Source organism: Polynucleobacter sp. IMCC 30228, from assembly GCF_021395205.1.
Lineage (GTDB): Bacteria > Pseudomonadota > Gammaproteobacteria > Burkholderiales > Burkholderiaceae > Polynucleobacter.
Genome location: NZ_JAJVCS010000004.1, coordinates 16,244 through 35,166 on the forward strand (window position 1 = coordinate 16,244; position 18,923 = coordinate 35,166).

Genomic DNA, 18,923 nt, shown 5'->3' on the forward strand with positions numbered 1-18,923 from the left:
TCTCTAGCCCCGTTCAACTTCTGACGGGCTCACCAGAAAAGTAAACCCCCGCTTTATGTCATAATAAAATAATTTAGAATTTACCTTGCTATTTCTTTTGTAAATTAAAGTTCCGCCAACCTAAATTTTAATAGAGCTTTACATATGAAAAAATTTGTCTTATTGACTTTATCTACCTTCATTGCCGCTTTCCTAGTTTCTTGCAGTGGTAATGGAGATTCAGGATCATCGACATCAACTAGCACTACGGGTACATTTACTGCAACTGGCATGATGACAACTTCTCGCTCTATGCCAACGGCGAATTTATTGGCCGATGGTCGGGTACTGGTGGCGGGTGGAGTGGGACCTGCAAGTATCGCTGTTGCCTCTGCTGATCTCTATGACCCTACCTCAAGAACATTTAGCGCTACTGGATCGATGACAAATCCGCGCTACGCAGCAGCCTCTGTGCGACTTTTAGATGGGCGTATTTTTGTAGCTGGCGGTGAGGGTGTTGATGGAACTGGTATTAGTACTGTTGAAATTTATAATCCCGCATCTAGTACGTGGCAGGTAACCAGCAATATGAGTACCCCACGTGTAAACCCAACAGCAACATTACTCAATAATGGAAAGGTGTTGGTTGTAGGTGGATATTCCTACGATAGCAATTGCTGTGCTCTTGCTAGCGCTGAAGTCTACGATCCTACTACCGGAACCTTTTCTTCTACCGGATCATTGTCTACTGCACGTCGAAACGCAACAGCAACCCTACTTAATAACGGTAACGTATTAATAGCTGGTGGCTATAATGGAACCAATTTAGATGCACCAGAAATTTACGATCCTATTACTGGTAAATTTAGTGTGACTGGCTCAATGGGTACACCTCGACGCTTTCCAACGGCCAATCTTTTGTTAGATGGAAAAGTACTGATTGTTGGCGGATATGGTGAAAATAATTCTGTCCTTGCTTCTGCTAGTTTATACAATTCACAAACTGGTACTTTTTCTTATACGGGTTCATTGAACATTCCCACTGGCCGACAAACATCCACACTGTTGATTGACGGCAAGGTTTTGATTGCAGGTGGATACGATCTGACAAATGTCCTTTCTTCTGCAGAGCTTTATGATCCAATTACAGGCACCTTTTCTGTTACTGGATCTATGACAGTACCTCGCTGGCGTCATGCAGAAGCGCGTTTATTAAATGGTGATGTCTTAATAGTGGGTGGCGCAAGCGTGGGAGGAAACTCCGGCGGCGCAATTGCATCGGCAGAGATTTATTCAAGAAAATAGAGCTGAGTAAGGCCAATAATATTAGTTCCGGAATCCTTTAGTCCTAGGCTCAAGTCCTCTTGGGCCCACCATAAAAACCCTCACTAGCAATAGCGGGGGTTTTATCTTTTGAGCGTTACTTTAAGTAACGCTTGACTGGCTTTTGCGCAATATGAGGCAGTTAATAGCACCTCTTTTGCAAATATATTACTAGATACCTAATATTAAAACAAAGATCGATGCCTATATTTTTGGCCATTTAATTTATTACTGCAGTAGTATTACTAACACCATATTTTTGAGGATTAAATGAACTCTCAATACGATAAACGGTTTTTGATATCCGGACTCATCATGTTGGTGCTTGGGCTTTTAGCGCCAATTTATTCGCCCTATGCATTAGCAAAAATAGGCATCTTACAGGCGCACCTAATTGGAGCATTACAAGCTTTAGTGTTCTTTTCTTTTGCTTGGATGTGGCCTCAATTATCTCTTCCAAGATTTACTAAGTCTATTGCCACGGTTTCCTTGTATATCTCGTTATGGGCTAATTGGATTGGAACTTTATTTGTCAGTATTTTTGGTGCCGGGAAAGAGCAATATATTGTCAATCAAGATCTCGTTCCAGGTGCCAAAGGCTTTTGGAATATAGCAACCCTATTATTGATAAATCTTTCTCAGTTGGCTGTATTAGCCGTAGTCTTGGCCATTATTGGTTTCTTGGGGTGGGTATGGACTGCCAAAAAAGAGCGAATCATGAATTTCATTTCATTATTACTACTTCTAGCTATTTTAATAATTAGCCTTTTTCAAACCTTCAATCCACAATATTCAAATGGCTAGAGAGGCTAAATGAAATAATTATGTGCTTTTAGTTCAAAATTATTAGAACGGTCTGCTTTACAGCGTATTGCTGGCAAAATCCTTTGGTTGTTAATTTGCATCTAAAACTGAACCCATTCTCATACTTATTTGCAGCCAATTTCAGCCCACCGTCTTTTTAATATAGTCGGCTAGTAAAAGAAAACCTAATCACTTGGTGGTCGAGAGCTTCTTCCAATTACTCAAAAGGGAGCGCATCAAACGCAAAACCTATGCCAGTAGTGCAAAAGAAGGGAGGGCATCTTTGATTACATCAAAATGTTTTACGACCAAAGGAAGTCTCCGTGGGACAACCCGGTTAGGCGCCATGGTTACAACAATGGGCTTTCTCCAGTAGTATATGAAAAGTAGTACCAAGCGAGACTGGGAAGTGTCTAGGATATTGGTAGCGATTCAGTTCACCTTTAAGGTGAAGATTATCAAAAATCCTCTCTTTGGGAGGGGTACTAAAAATCAGGTCAGTTCATTAAAGAGCACATTGTAAAAATTTTGTGGTATTGTTTGGCCGTAATTTTGGCTAAGTTAATCTGCACTAAAATAGGGCATATGCCATAAATCTGCAATATTTTCCTTTCTAGTATTAATAAATTGCCTTAAAAATCGATTAAATTTTAAACAAGATAGATATGAATAATGCTCCATTAGTCAGCGTTGGCACTTATTTAGGGCTGCGGCTCGTGCAGGCTGGGATGCGAAATTTTTTTACTGTTCCAGGGGACTTCAATTTAGTTTTATTAGATCAATTATTAAAAGTGCCTAATTTGCGTATGATTAGTTGTTGTAATGAGCTTAATGCCGGCTATTCTGCAGATGGTTACGCTCGTGAAGCAGGCTTCTCAATGGCCGCTGTAACTTATACAGTAGGTGGTCTTAGTATGTTAAATGCCGTTGCTGGGGCATATGCTGAAAATTTATCCCTATTGGCAGTATCAGGCGGTCCCAATACCAATGATTCACCGGAGCACTATAAAACCCACCACACTATTGGTGAATACAATATTTATCAACAAGAGCAATGCTATGCCCCGGTAGTGAAGGCGGTATGTGCGATTCGCCACCTAGAAGATGCCGCCAGAATGATTGATGATGCTATTAAGGTCTGTTTGATTGAGAAAAAACCGGTTTATTTAGAAATTGCTTGTAACCTAGCTGGTCAACTTATCCCGGCCCCAACCGACTCTTTTTTAGAAAATTTTAGTTTTAAGGCTAAGAGTGATGAGAGAGCCCTAAATGCAGCTGTTGCAGCAGCTGCTTCTCGCATCAATGCTGCTATTAAACCCATCTTGATCGCAGGTGTTGATATTAGAACTGCTGATGCGAGCGAGTCCTTTTTACAACTAGCAAACAAAATGGAATCCGCTGTAGTCGTCACTCCCGATGCCAAGGGAATCGTACCTGAGGATTTATCCACTTTTATCGGCACTTATTGGCCAGAGGTCAGTAGCCCAAGTTGTTCTGCCATTGTTGAATCTAGTGACTGTCAAATTATGACGGGAGTACAGTTAACCGACTACACCACAACAGGTAGAACTGATCTTTATAAAAAGGACTCATCAATAAAAATTGGTAAAAATTCTATTAGCATGCCAGAAGGTTATTTTGCTAATGTGCAAATGAGTGATTTTTTGGCTGCCTTGGCTACCAAAGTAGCGAAAAATGATGACTCTATGCAAGAATTTTTGCGCCTTAAAGTTGATCCTCCAACTACTCCACCAGCTGCACCAGCCGATAAGTTATCTTTAAAAGAATTACGCAGACAAATTCAGGGAATTCTTACGTGTGACACTATCTTAATTGCTGAAACGGGTGACTCTTGGTTTAATGGGCAACTTTTGCATTTACCAAGGGGGTCACGCTATCACGTGCAAATGCAATACGGGTCAATTGGTTGGTCGGTAGGGGCTACATTTGGAGCCGCTCTGGGCTGTAAGCCTGGGGGTAGAGTCATTTCGCTAATTGGTGATGGGTCTTTTCAGTTAACGGCTCAAGAGCTATCCAATATGATTCGCTACAAGGTCAACCCTATTATTTTTCTTATGAATAATGGCGGCTACACCATTGAAGTAGAGATTCATGATGGGCCTTATAACAATATTCAAAATTGGGACTATGCGGGCTTAATCAACATCTTTAATGCAGGCAAAGGCAATGGCCTTGGTATTCGTGCTAATACGGCTGGTGAACTAAGTAGTGCAATTAAACAAGCCTTGGTGCATGAGGGTGGTCCAGTGTTAATCGAATGCTCTCTGAGTAGAGATGATTGCTCTATTGAGTTACTTGAATGGGGTAGCCGAGTAGCCAAAGCAAATGCAAGAATATAAAGCTATTAGCGAGCTTGACTGCGTCTTAGTTGGCGCAGGAATTATGAGCACTACTTTAGGCGTTTTCTTAAAGGAGATCAATCCAGATTTATCAATCGAGCTTATTGAAAAGCTGGGGAGTGCGGCTTTAGAAAGTTCAGAAAGTTGGAATAATGCAGGGACAGGCCATGCAGCCAATTGCGAGCTGAACTACACCCCCCTTGAAGCTGATGGCTCTATTAATATATCTAAAGCGCTTGAAGTCAACGTTGAATTTGATCTGTCCCGCCAATTTTGGTCTTACCTCATTCAAAAAGGCGCAATAACAGAACCGCAATCTTTCATTCATCCTGTGCCTCATATGAGTTTTGTTGAGGGAAATGACAATGTAGCTTTTCTTAAAAAAAGACAAGTGGCACTTAGTGCCCATCATTGTTTCCATGGGATGGAGTACTCCGAAGACCCAGATCAAATTGCTGAGTGGGCCCCGTTGTTAATTAAAGGAAGAGATGTTGGTAAAAAAATTGCAGCAACACGCATTGTTTCTGGGGCGGATGTAAGTTATGGATCATTAACTTCGCAGTTGCTAGGCCATTTAATAAAATTATCTGATTTTCGGGTTACATTTTTAGAAGAAGTTATTCATCTACAGCGTGAACCCGATCAGCGTTGGCGTCTTACGATTAAAAATCAGCGCAATGGTAATGAGCGTTTCGTAATAGCCAAATTTGTTTTCTTGGGCGCGGGCGGAGCTGCGCTACCTTTATTGCAAAAGTCGGGCATTCCTGAGTCGGTTGGATATGCTGGTTTTCCAGTGAGCGGCATATGGTTGCGTTGCAATAACCAAGATGTAGTCAGAGAGCACGAAGCAAAAGTATATGGAATAGCCTCTGTAGGGTCACCTCCCATGTCTGTTCCTCATTTGGATACACGCATTATTGATGGTCAACATTCATTACTCTTTGGCCCCTTTGCAGGCTTCTCTACTAAATTTTTAAAGTATGGATCTTGGCTCGATCTTTTCAAGTCGATTCGACCAGGCAATCTCTTGCCACTAGCAGCTGTTGGTATTACAAACTTAAGTCTTGTTAAATATCTAGTAGGGCAAGTATTGCAATCCAGTACAGATCGACTGAATTCACTTAAACAATATTACCCAACTGCCAATGCGAAAGACTGGGTAATTGAAGTTGCTGGCCAGCGTGTGCAAATTATCAAGAAAGATGCCACCAAAATTGGGATTTTAGAATTTGGTACCGAGATAGTTGAATCTAAAGACTCGTCCATGGTGGCCTTGCTTGGAGCTTCACCAGGTGCATCCACAGCTGTTGCGATCATGGTAGATATAATAGAGCGAATGACCCCTACTAAACTTCTGCCAAGCGAGTGGAGAGTTCAGATGAAAAAAATGATTCCATCTTATGGCGAATCTTTAATTACAGATGCCGCCCTTTGTAAAAAAATTAGGGCCAACACTGCAGAGACTTTGGGCTTGGTTAATATTAATTAAAGCTATACACCCGTTCTCAAAAATTCCTAGGTGTTACTTTGCATCTAAAACTGAACCCATTCTCATACTTATTTGTAGCCAACTTCAGCCCACCATCTTTTTAATATTGTTCGCTAGTAAAAGAAAACTTGATCACGTGGATCGATTAAAGTTAGATACAAATGGTGGGTTAGTTTTAGAGGCAAATTAATAATATGACGACTTTTATTTAAATTAAGTAATCATAGAGCCAAGCCGTAAGTTCTTTCTAACCCGTTTTTATACCAGCACTTTTGCCTATTTAATACTGGTTCAGGACTTAAATACAGCTAATTCGTGTGGTTAAGCAAAACATGGTTCAGATTGGTTTAAAGTCATCAGATGCGCCAGGGGGTATTGGTGGGTGCGTTTTTAAAGAGTTCTGAAAATTTATTACCATTTTTCGAATTGGGCCCCTCACCCAGCCCTGTGTCGTATTCACATCTGATTCTTCTTTTGGATCCTGGACAATATTAAATAGATAGGGTGTTTCTAGATGATTGGCACCAGCATTAGGCTCTACTTCCCAAACAAAATGCATTTTCCAGTCACGCCACTTTGCGGCCCTAAGTTCAGTTTTTATAAAATATACAAATCCTTCACGATTTGATTTCTCTTCCTTGCCTAGTAAAAATTGACTTTGATCGATCCCGTCAATCGGTCGATCTATCGGCATTTTTAAGTCAGCAATATGTGCTAGGGTAGGCAATAAATCTACCACATGAATAATTTCATTTGTCACTTTTCCAGCTGGAATTTTATTAGGCCAGCGAATGATGAGAGGCACTCTAAGGGCGCCCTCCATTGCGGTATGGTAGGTACCCGTCCACATGCCTGCGCTACCCCGCCAGGGCCGACGATACTCTGGCCCGTTGTCACTGGCAAAAATGAATATGGTATTTTCTGCGAGATCGTCTTGATTAATTGCATCCATTATTTGACCTACTCTTGCATCCATTTCAATTAATGAATCAGCAAAGTCGCCATAATTTGAATTACCCTCAAAATCACGGTGAGGCAGGGTTGGAAAGTGCAACTGAGTTAATGGAACATAAAGAAAGAATGGTTTTTTATTTGCATTACGGTGAATGAATTCACAACTGCGTTTTGTTAACTCGGCATCAATTTTTCGTCTCATTTCTAAATCGTATAGCTCTTTCTTTTCAGCTAGATTACCTTTTTTACCCTCCATCACGTAAGGAGCCTCAACAACGGATTGGTCATATCCAATTGAATCAAAAAACATACTTTCATTAGTAGTTCTTGGAATTCCATACCACTCATCAAAGCCTTTGTCATTAGGATATCGGCCTGCTTTATCGCCTAAATGCCATTTGCCAAACATTGCAGTCGCATATCCTGCTTCTGAAAATAGCTCTGCCATAGTTTTTTCCCAGGGGATAATCCCCTGAGGTAAGCCAGCTGGAACCGATTGAATTGCCCCAGTTCTAATGGGGTGTCGACCGGTCATGAGTGCAGATCTAGTTGGAACGCAATCGCTTTCTACATTAAAGTTGAGAAAGCGAGTGCCCTCTTGGGCAAGGGCATCAATTCTGGGAGTTGGCGCACCGCGAATTGCTCCACCGCCATAGCAACCTAGTTCGCCCCATCCAAGATTATCGGCAAGTATTAAGACAACGTTTGGTTGAGTATCTATTTTTTTCATTATAAAATTTATTAGCGATAAAGAGCAAATATTAATCGACTGGAATTTTTAGTATCTTATTTAATTCGATCCAGCGCTGTATTGAGTTTTTTAAAAATACCTCAAATTCACTTGCAGGCATAGGCCTTGCTGTTAATCCAACATCAAGTAATTTTAGTTTTATCTCGGGCTTTTCTAAAATCAATAAAATTTCTTTAGAAACTTTATTGAGAATCGCTGGGGGTAGATTTTTAGGGGCAACGACTCCCACCCACTGCGTAATAATAATATCTTTAAAACCTAATTCAGCTAAAGTTGGCACATTTGCGGCATTAGGATTTCGTTGTGCGCTAGTAAGGGCTAAAATGCGAATTCCCCCCTTCTTTTGTTGTGAAAGTAGGGGCGCAAAACCTAAAACTGCGGCAGGGGTTGTGCCCCCGGTCAGATCGATAATTGCTTGTCCGCCGCCTTTATATGGAATGTGCGTCCATTTGAAATCTGCTGATTTTGCTAACCACTCACCAATGTAATGCTGGTTTGTACCTTGGCCAGAGGTTCCATATGAAATAGTCCCTGGCTTACTTTTTGCCGCATTCAATAGGTCTGCTAATGTAAGGTAGGGCGTTTGACTTGACACTGCGATCCCAATGGGTTGATCGCCTATTAAGGCGACGCCAATTAGATCTCTCCCTAGGCGCCAACTTAAGGACTCTCTGGTGGCGCTTAGGATGGCAGAACTGTCGGAGGCAATGGCAAAGGTATAGCCATCTGGAATAGCATTAGCGGCCAGCTGCAACCCAATAGCGCCGGAAGCTCCGGGCTTATTTTCAATAACAATGGACTGATTTAAGGCTTTACCTAACTCAATCGCAATTATTCGGGTAATGATGTCATTAGTGCCGCCTGCTGCCTGCGGCACAATAATGCGAATAGGTCGATCTTTAGGCCACTCCTCAGCCCAAGAATTATTACCAGAGAGAATACTGGTAATCAAGATACAGCAAGTAACTATGTATTTTTTCACCATGTACCAGTATCGTTAATTTTCAATAGTTTAGCTTATTGATGAAAATGCCCAGCCTTCGAATTAAAAATTAGGTAATCTTAAATTTACATTAACGTAAGTTACAGCCCACCATCTTTTTGATATAGCCCTAAGACGGAATTTTTGGCGCCTAGTTGCTCTACGGATGTCTTTAACCACCTGCTCAGCAGGGCTCTTAGGTTGATTGGATTTGATGTTCATCTTCATTCCTTATGTTAGAAGATGAACCAAAATCCTCCTTTAATCAAGTGCCCCTATTTGTCTCATAGTTGCTGACGTCGGACAATTAAGCTAACTTCAGCCCCTCTTTACTTAAGGGAAAGTTACGCACAGGCCTGCCGATTGCCGCTGAAATTGCGTTGGCTACGGCAGGGCCAACTACACAAATAGTAGGCTCTCCAACACCACCCCAAAAGTCAAAACTAGGCACTAAGACAGATTCGATGCGTGGAGTTGAGGCAAGGCCCAGCAATGGATAGGCATCCAAGTTTTTTTGCACGATACGCCCATTTTCTACAGTGATTTCGGGATTGAAAATCGCTCCCAATGCCATCACTACCGAACCTTCAATTTGTTCGCGTGCTAAATAGGGGTTAACTACATGACCAGAATTGAGGGCAAAAACTAATCGATCGATTTTGACGGTATTACCTTGCATCGATACTTCGGCCACGCACGCAGAATAGCTAGCATATCCCATAAACTGAGCTATACCTCGATACACCCCGGGCGGAAGTGGTTTTCCCCAATCTGCTTTCTGCGCTGCTGCATTCAAGACGGCCAAATGCTTGGGATGATTTTGCATCAATGCTTGTCGAAAAAGTAGTGGATCTTTATTTGCTGCCTTAGCACACTCATCCATGAAGCATTCCATGAAAATCGCATTTTGATTTGTATTGACACCACGCCATGGACCAACGGGTATATGCGTATTTCTCATGACATATTCAGTTAACAGCGTCGGAAATTGATAGCCCAGCTGTGCATCGGGACCCTTCTCATAAAGACCTTGAAGTTGCCGTTCATCTTTACCATTTTTAATATTCTGTGGTGCAAGCGTGGCATTAATCGACGGGCCAGAAACCTTAATATGCATACCCGTTAGATTTCCTGATGAATCTATGCCAGCAGTCATTTTTGCCATCGCAATGGGATGATAAAAATCATGAGTCATATCTTCTTCACGACTCCAGATTAATTTGATAGGCACACCTGGAAATTGTTGCGCAATTTTAGCGGCTTGGGTTACATAATCTTGTGTAGAGCCCCTACGTCCTAAGCCTGTACCTGAATCTAATTTATAGATCTCGCATTTATCAAGCGGAATACCCGTAGCCTCAGAGAGCGCAGCATGAGAACCTTCCCCATTTTGCGTGGGAACCCATGCTTCAGCCTGACCCCCTGAAATTTTGACTGTGGCATTCATGGGCTCCATATTGACGTGGGCACGATATGGAGTGAAATAGATTGCTTCCACTTTTTTAGGTGAGCCTTGAATAGCGCCTAGGGCATCGCCTTCTTTTCGCTGCCAGTAGTTACCTTCTTCATCTAGAGCTTCTCTAAGTGTTTTGTTAATAGCAGCTGAAGATACATTTGCGCCTTTGCCTTCATCCCAGACGATAGGTAAAGCGTCTAGCGCTGTTTTAGCGCGCCACCAAGAATCTGCAACTACCGCTACCGAGTTATCGCTTACCTGTACAACGCCTTTAACCCCACGCATATTTTTAATTTGAGCCTCATTAAAGCTCACTAACTTGCCACCAAAAACGGGACATGCTTTGATAGCGGCACAAAGCATGCCAGGCAATTGCAAATCTGCACCAAATACCTTAGAGCCGTTGACTTTATTTGCGGTGTCAATACGGGCGTAAGGTTGCCCCGCGACCTTCCAGGTGCGCGGATCTCTTAAGGTAATAGCTTTAGGGTCGGGAGGACTTAAAGTAGAGGCAAGCTCGGCAACTTGTCCATAGCTAATTTGCCTACCTGTTTTGGCGTGAGTAATGATCCCTTTATCTACCGTCAATTCGCTGACTGGAACATCCCACTTATTCGCTGCTGCTTGCATCAGCATTATTCGCGCTGCTGCTGCACCGCGACGCACATAGTCTTCAGAAATACGAATACCACGACTGCCACCGGTACCATGCTCGCCCCATGTTCGTTTTCTGGCTAGGCTATGCCCCGGAGTTGGTGACTCTGTACTGACATTTTTCCAATTACACTCGAGCTCTTCAGTAACCATCTGCGCTAAACCTGTTCTTGTACCTTGGCCCATTTCTGAGCGGGCAATGCGGATCAGAACAGTTTCATCTGGCTTAATACTGACCCAAGCATTTACCTCTGGTGCGCCAATTTTTAATGGGCTATTGTGGTCATAGGCATTATTTTTTTGAGCCAGAGCATATTCAGGCAGTGCACCAAGCCCGAGCATTAAACCACCGCCAGCAAGCGTGCCCTTAATAATAAATTGACGACGCGAAGCGTTATCAAGATTTGGAGTTTGGTCAATTAGTCTCATATTTTTTCCTAACCACGACTCTGAGGAGAGGCTGCATACAGAGCCAAAATATCTACTAACGTCTTCTGTCCAGAGGCGACATGAATGCCATCGCGAATTTTTTGATAAGTACCACAGCGACAAACATTAGACATGGCTTTGTCAATATCCTGATCGGTTGGCCTAGGATTCTTTTTCAACAAAGCGGCAGCGGCCATGATCTGACCAGATTGACAGTATCCGCACTGAGGAACATCTAGTGCAATCCAGGCTTTTTGCACAGGATGCGAGCTATCTTTAGAGAGCGCCTCAATAGTCGTTATTTTCTTGCCACCGACCACAGAGACGGGAATCATGCAGGAACGCACAGGTTCGCCATTCATATAGACTGTACAGGCCCCACATTGCCCAATACCACAACCATATTTGGTTCCTGTAAGGCCGACGAACTCCCGAATTGCCCATAAAAGGGGCATATTAGGCTCGACATCGACGTTGTATATTTGCTCGTTAATGGTTAACTTCATGCTTGGCCTCTTATGTTTTATTATTTGTTATCGTTTTTTTAATACTATATATTATTCTGGATAGCTAAGTAAACAGTAAATCAGGTCAATTAAATTTCTATTAAAATTGCTGAGTGAACGAACAGTTACTAAATCAGATTATCCTAATAGCCATCCCCATTTTCAGCATTTTTATGTTGGGCGAATTTTTTTATGGCTTAGCAATTGCTAAAAATACTTATCGGCTAAACGATACCATCAGCAGCATCAGCCAGGGACTACTAAGCCAGTCTATTTTGCTTTGCCTGGTTTTTTTTCAAATTGGGGCTTATGAATTACTCTACATATATTTAGGAGCAAGATCGTTTACGCTTTTTTGGGAAAGCTGGTATGGCTGGATCATTGCATTTCTAATATATGACTTTATAGATTATTGGCTTCATCGGGTCAGCCACCAATCTGCTCTGCTTTGGGGTTCTCATGTCGTCCACCACCAAAGTCAATTATTTAACTTTTCTACTGCTTTAAGACAGGAAAGTTTTTTCCCCATTATTGCGTGTTTCTTTTTTGCAGTCATGGCGCTACTCGGAATTCCACCATATCAATTTGCTTTAATTGGCCTATTTGTATTAATTTATCAATTCTGGATGCACACTGAACATATCGGCAAATTAGGATGGTTTGATAGCGTCTTTTCTTCACCCTCGAATCATCGAGTGCATCATGCAATCAACGACGAATATATTGATAAAAATTTTGGCGCAGTTTTAATCATTTGGGACCGAATTTTTGGCACTTATCGGGAAGAAAAAAGCGCCTGTATCTATGGCACCCAAACCCCCTTAAATTCTTGGAATCCTTTATGGGCGCTTGGTTCAGTATTTATTAACCTATATAAGAAAAGTCGCAACTATTCTGGGCTGATAACGAAACTCAAAATCTTCTTTAAGAGTCCTACTTGGAGGCCCAATGACGAAGGGGTGAAGGATTCAGAGGTAGTTGCTAATGTCTTTCAAATATATAACCCACCCTTGACGGGGCTGCAGAAATGGGTTGCAGTGATTATTTTTTCTGTGACAATTTTATTTTCTATTTATTTTTTTATCACAGTAGATCAGTACGCCTATTTCGATAAAATTATGTGCTTGATATTGGTTAGTATCGGCTTGTATTATGCAGGGTTTTTTATGGGACAAAAAAAGCAACCCACTTGAACCAAACCCCTTGCGATTATTTTTTCCTATACAAATTACTTAAATCGGTAAGCTAATGCCATAAATAGGTTGTCTTCAAATGTTCGGTTCATGACCGGGCTATTGCTAATTCCGCTTCCCATCCACTTGCGTTTGCCATAAATATTAATATACCAATCTTCAATAATTGGCACTTCTAATAAGAAACCTAACATTAAATTATTAGTAGCAGGAGCGGTATAGCTTTGGTAGCCGATGGTGTTCGCTTGTTGGTTATTTAAACCATAGTAATAGTTTGCATATTGGCTCGACTGTCTTTCAATACCGAGTTGGGGGTACAGGGTTATTTTACGAACTATTTCAAGCTCACCGAAGTAGGAAAAATCATATAAAGCCCCCTTAGATTGACTAAAGTCATGGTAAGCATTGATAAGAAATCCCCCAATTGGTGTTTCTTGGAAGGTGCCAATCCCAATGGGAATGGGGTAACGCTTAACAATAGTTGTGGTTGTGAAGGGCGATTTAACCACGAAGTTATCGAGAATTGCTTTGCCAGTTACCTCAAGGTACCCATAACCAATTTTGGCTGTTTTAATACCGAACATATCAATTCTTGCAAAAGCTCTTTTATAGTTAGCAAAAACATAGGGCGCAACAAATGTCTGCGTACCATAAGTACCAAGGTGTAAATTAGAGGTATAAGTTGCTAAACCAATGTCACCAACTAAATGATCAGGAATGTCATCATCATAGGGTTTATCTTGAGCCAAGCAAAAAAAAGAAGAGGTAAAAAAAAGAAGAAAGAGGAAGCAACGCATTAAGTAAAAATTACTTTATTTAATATCGCGGCAAGAGAGCATATGCATTACTTTGCGCTCTGAATCAATTTCAAAGCCGCATTCTACTCGGCGAGATGAGTTTTCATAGGTGCCAAAAAGAATATCCCAAATAGGTAGGCCATAATTATTAGTATGGCGATTGCGTTCATGATGAATGCGATGCATTTCAGGTCTGACAATGAAATAGCCTAGCCAATGTGGGGTAGGGGTATTGGTATGCTCCCAGAGTTCGAAGATGCTAACCCAAAGAGATGCCCAGACTGCAGATTCAATGTTTAATCCCAGAAAAGAGTAGGCAACAACATTAATAATGAGGGCATTCGCTAAGAAATCACTGGGGTGAGCATACAGCGCAGTTAGAGCTTGAATACGATGGGTGCTATGGTGAATTTGATGAAATATTTTCCAGATTAAACTATTGTGATGTCGAAGGCGGTGCCACCAATAAACAAAAAAAGTAATGCAAACATAGGCAAAGAGGCCATTCAGCCAGGGGGGAGTTTTTAAAAATTGCGTTGAAAAATTTGGAAATATTACGATGGCGCCCAAATGAGGAACCAAAAATATACCAATTATTATTGTCAGTAGTACCCCAAGACTGCCGAAGATAAATAGCCTTATAAGCCAGGATTTATCTGGGCTATAACGATGTAATGGGCGAATTTTTTCTAAGCCAATAAAAAAACCAGTAACTGCAACAAGAGCAATGATTGACGTCTCAGAAGTTAGCACAAGCCAATTCCTTAAGTCAATTTATTGAGCTCTTGATGCGACTTTTCCACCCTTAAAAAACGCTGCAGTTCAGGAGAAATAATTTTGTTTCTAATTTTTGAATTAGACAAGATGTCATACGTTTCTTTTAAAAAAGCAATTGACTCATAAGCAACGGTTTCGCGTTCATTATCAACCGTTATCATATGATAGCTATTCCCAAGGTAAATAGATCTCTTGAGTTCAGAGCTAATTGACTGATTCAGTAATTCAACGTTATTTGGATGCGCAATCTCATCATCTACCGCATGAATAGTTAATGTTGCAGCAGTAACATAAGCTAGATTTTTTTTCACATAAGAGCACAATTGATTCGCTTGATAAATATGGTTAAGCGTCATATATGACCCGCCAATTTCTGAAATCTGATGGTTTGACATCGCTTTTTTAATGTAGGCTCGAATTTGAATATTTTTAACCCCAAAGGGATCTCGTTCCTTGTATTTAAATCGCCCTCCTAAGCCAAGCCATATTCCTAATTTAGCAAAAATTCGGTACCAAGGAATGGCCCATCCGTTGTAATTTAAGGTAGTAGACAGGCACAGAATTGCATGAATATTATCTAGCCTGGAGCCAACACCGAGCGCTAAAGTTGCCCCAAGTGAAACTCCACCAAGAGAGATGGGTAGCGACTCTTTTATCTGTAAATTACTCACATAATTAACTGCCTCATTAAGCCAATCATTCCAATTACCAGCATGATCACCAAAGTTATAGCCATTAAAAGTAGGGGTTTCAACACGAAAGCCACTCTTCCTGAGGACATTAGCCAAATAGCTTAACTCGAGCGGGGAAGAAGAAAGCCCATGAAATAGTACAATTAATGGGCTAGAGCTTGGAGTGGCTGCGATTGTATTCATGTAAAGATATTTTAGGCTTTTTTGGGAAGGGTAGGCAATGCAAATAAAAAATGCCAATAATTGGTGCGCGGTGCCCAAGCGGGCTATTTACCCCGTAACCCTTCTGGCATTCTTTTTGATAACTTGGGGTTTATTTGCTTTAGGGCAAGATTTCTATAGTGAAAATCCTTATAAGTTCTACTATTTAATAGCGATCTTTTTAGCATATTCCTTTGGTTTTTTGCCTGCCTTAGTTTTTATTATTGGTGGCACCCTTTATGCTAATTATTGGTTTGTCGCCCCCTTTGGAGAATTTGAATTCAGCTTTCACGATTTGCAACAATGGGCGTTAAACTTTGCACTGGGTTTTACGTGCATATTATTGATTGAATATCTGCAACGTGAGCGGTATAAAACGAAATTACTATTATTGGTTGCAGACTCGCGCTATTTAATTTTATTGCACCGCGATAATGAGCTCATGAATGCATTGAAAAAAGAAAATAATGTCTGAAACAATGAAAATTCTGCTTCAGCAAGTGGCGGATCGCTTTGATAAAAATATCGATGATATTAGTCCAGATATGACTTTAGAGTCACTGGAGATTGATTCCCTTGGAAAAATAGAATTATTATTTGATCTAGAAGATCATTTTAAAGTGCGGATTCCGAATGAAACTATTAATCTCACCACGCTTCAAGATGTCGCAGATTTAATTGATTCTGCAAAATAAAGTGAGTGTAGATTCACAGCCCAATCGTGTGGTTATTACTGGTTTAGGTGCAGTTTCTTGTTTAGGCGTTGGTGCAGTTATTCAATTTCAAAAAGCCGCTACTTGTACGTCCGGAATAACCAGCCTTAATAAAGCACTAGCTATCCCCGTTGATTTAGCCTGTGCTGGTTTAGTCGCCAATCCACTGCCAATCCAATTGGATGCTTCATCACAAGGCATGTTCGATCGTGTGGCGCAGTTATCTTGGAGTGCGGCAAGAGAAGCGCTTGAACATTCTGGGCTAAAGGATCTGCCCGAGAAAACATTAGATCGTTGCGGAATTTTTTGGGGCACTGGTTTTGGGGGCGCAAATACGCTTGAAAGTGCCTTCGAGGATATTTTTATCAAACAGAAGCAGCGTGTTAGACCTTTTACTGTTATTGGTGTAATGGCGAATGGTTCAGCGGCATTAATTTCATTGAAGACGGGTTTTAAAGGCCCTTCAATGACTTATGCCACAGCATGTGCTTCCTCAGCGCATGCGATCGGCGAGGCTTATCGTAGCATCAAACATGGTTACTGTGATCGCGCAATTGCAGGCGGTGCAGAGAGCCTATTTACTGCAGCGTCGATTAAGTCTTGGGAGGCGTTGAAAACACTTGCCACTCCTGATCTCGAAAATATTGCCAATTCTTGCAAACCATTTTCAAAAAATCGTAGTGGCTTTGTATTGGGTGAGGGAGCTGCTGCAATTATGTTGGAATCATGGTCTAGCGCAAAAGAGCGTGGCGCTATTATCCTTGGAGAAATTATTGGCTATGGCACTTGCTCAGATTCATCACACATTACCAAGCCAGATCCTCTGGGTCAGGCTAAAGCAATGCAGCAAAGCTTAGAAGAGGCCCGCCTTAACTCTGCCGAGGTGGTTTACATTAATGCTCATGGTACTGCCACGCAAGTTGGTGATATTGCCGAGACCATTGCCCTTAAAAAAATATTTGGAGATGAGGGCGCCAAACGCCTATCGATTAGCTCAACTAAGGCCATTCATGGGCATACTCTTGGAGCCGCAGGCGCATTAGAGTTGCTGATTACTATTCAAGCAATGCAAAAAGGAATTGCTCCTGGAACCGCATTCTTGGAAATACCCGATCCTGACTGCGATCTCAATTTCTTGCCATTAAGATCCGCTGAAATACCGATTCCTTATGCGATGAGTAATTCCTTCGCCTTTGGTGGCTCAAACGTTTCACTTCTATTAGCCAGGGATGTGAATTAATTAATTTTTTTCTTAATTGGTGCGGTAATGTTATGAAACCAAAGTACCCCTAAGATAATGCCCGTTATCAAGACCTCTGCATCACTTACCAGCCCGTGAAAATTATCTGCCGCGTAAGAGTTCGAGTTTAAATTAATCGCTAATTCTAAAAACACAACTGAAGCTGTAAAAATTAAGCGTGCCTTTTTTAGGGTTTGTAACAAGGGAGCATGGAGTTTATTTGCATTGATCAACAAATAGATTACTGAACAGAAATTGATAGACCAGAAAAGATAGATAAAAAAAGTTAAATTGAAAGGCGCGCTTAAGTAGTAAAGCGTAGAAACTAGAATCTGTAAAGAAAGTAAAAATTTAGTCACTTGAGTTAATTGTTTATTTAAACGATAACTGTACACCTTTTATTATAGATTTTCAGCGCCGGCTAAACTAATTTTCATAAATTTTGACATATATGTAATACTGGATAAATCATTACTAAATATTTTATTAACTTATCGCCGACCCTTTATATGGAGTTTTCATGACATCAGCAATGCAACGAAGTATTTTTTTAATTAGCATTGTTATCGCTAGTGTATTAGCAGCCTGTGGCGGCGACGGGACTAGTAGTTCTTCAACAGCTATTACTTACACTACTCTGAATAACCCCATAGCTACTGCAGCAAATTATATGAGCTTGACTGGTATTCGTGGTGTTGATAATTCCACTGATGTTTACATTACTGGAGCAACCATAGTAGGGACAACATATATAGCCCAGCTCTATAAAGGTCCCCTTACTGGAGGCGGCACATACTATACGATGCCCTTTCCCTCTTCTACTGGAGCTACTATTAGCAGTACTAATTCATATAGTGTTGACAATCTTGCAAATGGTGCAGTGAACTTAGTTGGTAGCTATACCACTACTCAAAATGCCAATCAACAGGGCTTTATTTATACTGGGTCTGTCACGAATAATCCGACTTCTGGATATGTCACGCTGAATTATCCGAGCGCTCGTCAAACCATTCCACATAGTGTTATGAATGATCTGGTGGTTGGGGGATATGAGACGCCGCTCGGCAAATTGCGGGCTTTTATTTACCAAATTAGTACTGGCCAATTTACCGATCTTAAAGTAGTAACTGATGCCAACAATGCGGTGACCGCTTATGGTGTTTGGCACAATGGTGGTAACAGTTACACCATTGTTGGTGGTTATACCGATATAACCACCAAAGAGCAGGCCTATATTCTTGATTACGATTCAAGTACGGGGGTTATAACTAATACAACAACGTATACCTACAATAACCAGGCTTCAGCTTTGACCCATTTTGAAGGTATTACGACTAATGGCAACGGCGGATATTATTTGGCTGGGTTTGGTCAAGTAACCTCAGGCGGTGCCGTTTCATGTGCTTTGGTCAGCATGACTAGAACCATTTTAGGACCCTTAAAAACGGCTGGATTTACAACTACCCCAACATGGGTCCAAGCAGTCTTTCCTGGAGCAACAACCCAATATGCCAATACTGTTTACCAAAATAATCTTTTAGGAACCTATTTACCGGGTCCGATTGCATTGAATGGCTATGTTGCAAATATTCCTACGAGTTTAATTAAATAAACCTATGACAG

The 18,923-nt window shown here is 41.3% G+C and carries 16 protein-coding genes and 1 pseudogene; 10 read left to right on the forward strand and 7 right to left on the reverse strand.

Annotated elements, in window-relative coordinates:
• The first annotated feature begins 144 nt into the window (after positions 1-144).
• The 5 genes and pseudogenes from LZT21_RS07735 to mqo all read left to right on the forward strand — a co-directional run bounded on the left by LZT21_RS07735 (position 145) and on the right by mqo (position 5,955).
• Positions 145-1,284 carry a kelch repeat-containing protein gene (locus LZT21_RS07735; protein WP_233990125.1) on the forward strand — a complete coding sequence of 380 codons (1,140 nt, stop codon included), beginning with the start codon at positions 145-147 and terminating at the stop codon, positions 1,282-1,284.
• A gap of 288 nt (positions 1,285-1,572) precedes the next feature.
• Complete coding sequence (locus LZT21_RS07740; RefSeq protein ID WP_233990127.1) at positions 1,573-2,106, forward strand: hypothetical protein; 534 nt, start codon at positions 1,573-1,575, stop codon at positions 2,104-2,106.
• Between the two features lie 187 nt (positions 2,107-2,293).
• Positions 2,294-2,496 (forward strand): annotated as a pseudogene (locus LZT21_RS07745) (IS3 family transposase); the annotation flags it as partial.
• Positions 2,497-2,771: 275 nt separating this feature from the next.
• On the forward strand, positions 2,772-4,466 hold the full coding sequence (locus tag LZT21_RS07750; protein ID WP_233990129.1) for a thiamine pyrophosphate-binding protein: 1,695 nt from the start codon (positions 2,772-2,774) through the stop codon (positions 4,464-4,466).
• Positions 4,453-5,955 (forward strand): malate dehydrogenase (quinone), encoded by a 1,503-nt coding sequence (gene mqo / locus LZT21_RS07755; RefSeq protein WP_233937209.1) that lies wholly within the window; start codon positions 4,453-4,455, stop codon positions 5,953-5,955. The genes LZT21_RS07750 and mqo overlap by 14 nt, the downstream gene beginning before the upstream one ends.
• Positions 5,956-6,292: 337 nt before the next feature.
• On the opposite strand, the gene LZT21_RS07760 is transcribed toward mqo, so the two are convergent.
• From LZT21_RS07760 to LZT21_RS07775, 4 genes are all read right to left on the reverse strand, one after another.
• Complete coding sequence (locus LZT21_RS07760; RefSeq protein ID WP_233937210.1) at positions 6,293-7,639, reverse strand: arylsulfatase; 1,347 nt, start codon at positions 7,637-7,639, stop codon at positions 6,293-6,295.
• A 31-nt stretch (positions 7,640-7,670) separates the two neighbouring features.
• Complete coding sequence (locus tag LZT21_RS07765) at positions 7,671-8,642, reverse strand: tripartite tricarboxylate transporter substrate binding protein (RefSeq protein ID WP_233925618.1); 972 nt, start codon at positions 8,640-8,642, stop codon at positions 7,671-7,673.
• A gap of 307 nt (positions 8,643-8,949) precedes the next feature.
• Positions 8,950-11,181 carry a molybdopterin cofactor-binding domain-containing protein gene (locus tag LZT21_RS07770; protein WP_233990132.1) on the reverse strand — a complete coding sequence of 744 codons (2,232 nt, stop codon included), beginning with the start codon at positions 11,179-11,181 and terminating at the stop codon, positions 8,950-8,952.
• An 8-nt stretch (positions 11,182-11,189) separates the two neighbouring features.
• Positions 11,190-11,687 (reverse strand): (2Fe-2S)-binding protein, encoded by a 498-nt coding sequence (locus LZT21_RS07775; RefSeq protein WP_233990134.1) that lies wholly within the window; start codon positions 11,685-11,687, stop codon positions 11,190-11,192.
• A 113-nt stretch (positions 11,688-11,800) separates the two neighbouring features.
• On the opposite strand from LZT21_RS07775, the gene LZT21_RS07780 reads away from it, so the two are divergent.
• Positions 11,801-12,880 carry a sterol desaturase family protein gene (locus LZT21_RS07780; RefSeq protein ID WP_233990137.1) on the forward strand — a complete coding sequence of 360 codons (1,080 nt, stop codon included), beginning with the start codon at positions 11,801-11,803 and terminating at the stop codon, positions 12,878-12,880.
• 35 nt (positions 12,881-12,915) lie between these two features.
• Here the strand turns inward: LZT21_RS07780 and LZT21_RS07785 are convergent, their stop codons facing one another.
• The 3 genes from LZT21_RS07785 to LZT21_RS07795 all read right to left on the reverse strand — a co-directional run bounded on the left by LZT21_RS07785 (position 12,916) and on the right by LZT21_RS07795 (position 15,329).
• Entirely contained in the window at positions 12,916-13,629 is a 714-nt protein-coding gene (locus LZT21_RS07785; protein ID WP_233925620.1) for a MipA/OmpV family protein, read from the reverse strand.
• A gap of 63 nt (positions 13,630-13,692) precedes the next feature.
• Entirely contained in the window at positions 13,693-14,430 is a 738-nt protein-coding gene (locus LZT21_RS07790) for a sterol desaturase family protein (protein WP_233990139.1), read from the reverse strand.
• 11 nt (positions 14,431-14,441) lie between these two features.
• Positions 14,442-15,329, reverse strand: coding sequence for a carboxylesterase (locus LZT21_RS07795; RefSeq protein WP_233925622.1), 888 nt, complete (start codon positions 15,327-15,329; stop codon positions 14,442-14,444).
• A gap of 37 nt (positions 15,330-15,366) precedes the next feature.
• Between LZT21_RS07795 and LZT21_RS07800 the strand changes: the two genes are divergently transcribed.
• From LZT21_RS07800 to LZT21_RS07815, 4 genes are all read left to right on the forward strand, one after another.
• A complete protein-coding gene (locus tag LZT21_RS07800; RefSeq protein WP_233925623.1) occupies positions 15,367-15,822 on the forward strand; it encodes a DUF4118 domain-containing protein in 456 nt (151 codons plus the stop codon).
• Positions 15,815-16,042, forward strand: a complete 228-nt coding sequence (locus LZT21_RS07805; RefSeq protein ID WP_233925624.1) for an acyl carrier protein — start codon at positions 15,815-15,817, stop codon at positions 16,040-16,042. Before LZT21_RS07800 ends, LZT21_RS07805 begins: the two co-directional genes overlap by 8 nt.
• Complete coding sequence (locus LZT21_RS07810; RefSeq protein WP_233990141.1) at positions 16,026-17,300, forward strand: beta-ketoacyl synthase; 1,275 nt, start codon at positions 16,026-16,028, stop codon at positions 17,298-17,300. The genes LZT21_RS07805 and LZT21_RS07810 overlap by 17 nt, the downstream gene beginning before the upstream one ends.
• Positions 17,301-17,820: 520 nt before the next feature.
• The gene (locus LZT21_RS07815) at positions 17,821-18,912 is read left to right on the forward strand and encodes a hypothetical protein (protein ID WP_233990143.1); all 1,092 of its coding nucleotides are present in this window, start codon (positions 17,821-17,823) and stop codon (positions 18,910-18,912) included.
• The last annotated feature ends 11 nt before the right edge of the window (positions 18,913-18,923 follow it).

Coding starts and splice junctions, on each gene's coding strand:
- LZT21_RS07735 (WP_233990125.1), top strand. CDS start 145: ATGAAAAAATTTGTCTTATTGACTTTATCTACCTTCATTGCCGCTTTC.
- LZT21_RS07740 (WP_233990127.1), top strand. CDS start 1,573: ATGAACTCTCAATACGATAAACGGTTTTTGATATCCGGACTCATCATG.
- LZT21_RS07750 (WP_233990129.1), top strand. CDS start 2,772: ATGAATAATGCTCCATTAGTCAGCGTTGGCACTTATTTAGGGCTGCGG.
- mqo (WP_233937209.1), top strand. CDS start 4,453: ATGCAAGAATATAAAGCTATTAGCGAGCTTGACTGCGTCTTAGTTGGC.
- LZT21_RS07760 (WP_233937210.1), bottom strand. CDS start 7,639: ATGAAAAAAATAGATACTCAACCAAACGTTGTCTTAATACTTGCCGAT.
- LZT21_RS07770 (WP_233990132.1), bottom strand. CDS start 11,181: ATGAGACTAATTGACCAAACTCCAAATCTTGATAACGCTTCGCGTCGT.
- LZT21_RS07775 (WP_233990134.1), bottom strand. CDS start 11,687: ATGAAGTTAACCATTAACGAGCAAATATACAACGTCGATGTCGAGCCT.
- LZT21_RS07795 (WP_233925622.1), bottom strand. CDS start 15,329: ATGAATACAATCGCAGCCACTCCAAGCTCTAGCCCATTAATTGTACTA.
- LZT21_RS07800 (WP_233925623.1), top strand. CDS start 15,367: ATGCAAATAAAAAATGCCAATAATTGGTGCGCGGTGCCCAAGCGGGCT.
- LZT21_RS07805 (WP_233925624.1), top strand. CDS start 15,815: ATGTCTGAAACAATGAAAATTCTGCTTCAGCAAGTGGCGGATCGCTTT.
- LZT21_RS07815 (WP_233990143.1), top strand. CDS start 17,821: ATGACATCAGCAATGCAACGAAGTATTTTTTTAATTAGCATTGTTATC.